We start from the raw sequence: 1,597 nt of genomic DNA, 5'->3' as shown, positions 1-1,597 counted from the left end.
ACGGTACTCAGCGGGATGGGGCGCCCGGAGTGGATCGCCACGGACGAGGCGGGGTATGTCGAGCGGGCGGTGGCGCTGGCTGCGGACTTGGAGGCACTGGCGCGGATCCGCGCCGGGCTGCGCGCGGAGCTGGAGGCGAGCCCCTGGCGCGACGAACAGGGGCTGGTGGCGCGGATTGAGGCGGCCTTCCGCGCGATGTGGCAGCGCTGGTGTGAGCAGGCGTAACGGTGCCGGAGGATAGAGCTCGTCTGCTCCAGACCGCTGCTGCACACCATCGGGCGGGTCGCTTGGATGTCGCAGAGGCCGTCTATCGTGCGCTGCTCGCACTCGACCCCGAGGCCGCCGAGGCGCGGGAGGCGCTTGAACGTCTACGCGGTGAGCGCGCATCTACCGGCCGTACTCGATCGTGCGCGCCGCCGCAGACCGAGATCGCTGAGCCGGTGCGGCGATGCTCCGCGCCCGATCCACGGCCTCTGTTCGATGCCGTGCGCGCGAGGAACCTTGTCGAGGCCGAAGGGCATGCGCGCGAGCTGAGCGTGCATGATGACCCCTTGGGTTGGAAGGTGCTGGGCACCCTGCTGGTGCGACGTGGGGAGTTTCGCGAGGGCATGGCGGCGCTCGAACGGGCGCAGCGACTCACCCCCGATGACCCGGAGCTGCTCAACAGCCTGGGGCACGCCTGTCATCGCCTCGGGCGCTATGCTGCGGCGGCGGACCACTATCGGCAGGCGCTCGCGCTCGCGCCGGACAGTGCGGAGGTCTGGAACAACCTGGCCATGACTCTGCGTGACCAAGGAGAGCGAGAGTCTGCTTTGCAGTGCTGTGATCATGCCCTCGCGCTCGCCCCCGACTATGCCAGGGCCCAGGACAACCGTGGTCTACTGTTGCGTGAACTCGGTCGTCCCGAGGAGGCGCTGCGCGCCCATGCCCGGGCGCTCGAACTCGAACCCGGGTTCGTCGAGGCGCTGAGCAATCAGGGGCTGGCGCTCAAGGTGCTGGGCCGGGCGGAGGCGGCGCTGGCGTGCCATCGCGAGGCATTGCGTCTGCGTCCGGACGATGCCGATCTGCTCCTCAACCTCGGCGTCACCCTGGGTGATCTGAGTCATTACCAGGAGGCGCTCGAGTGCTTCGATCGCGCGCTCGAACGGCTGCCGGAGATGGTCGAGGCCCATGGCAATCGTGGGCTGGTGCTGCAGGCGCTGGGGCGGTTCGAGGCGGCCGAGCGCAGCTATCGTCGTGCACTGGCGCTGAACCCGCGAAGCATCGAGGCGCTGAACAATCTGGGGATCCTGCTCCAGGAGATGGGCCGTCTGCATGAAGCGCTGCATTGTTTGGAGCAGGCGGTGGCCCTCGATGACGAGGACGCAAACGCATACAACAATCGTGCCAGCGTTCTCAAGGACCTGGGACGATTGGACGAGGCCTTCGCTGGTTTCAAGCGTGCCCACGCGCTCAACCCCAGCCTGATCCAGGCCGAGTCCAATCTGCTCTTCACCCTCAATTACCATCCGGATCTTCCGGCCGAGTCGATCTACGCGGCCTATCGCGACTACAACCGTCGTCACGGCGAACCGGCGCGAGTGCACTGGCGCGCCCA

General features: G+C 67.8%; 1 protein-coding gene and 1 pseudogene. Both read left to right on the top strand.

Annotated elements, in window-relative coordinates; translation table 11 throughout:
- Positions 1-225: pseudogene (locus EDC29_RS17190) on the top strand (tetratricopeptide repeat protein); the annotation flags it as partial.
- A gap of 311 nt (positions 226-536) precedes the next feature.
- The coding region (locus tag EDC29_RS17185) for a tetratricopeptide repeat protein (protein ID WP_243695662.1) at positions 537-1,597 on the top strand (1,061 nt) is incomplete at its 3' end.

Source organism: Marichromatium gracile (genome assembly GCF_004343155.1).
Taxonomy (GTDB): Bacteria; Pseudomonadota; Gammaproteobacteria; order Chromatiales; family Chromatiaceae; genus Marichromatium; species Marichromatium gracile.
Note: the sequence above shows the minus strand (reverse complement) of the source record. Positions and strands in the feature narration are given on the sequence as shown.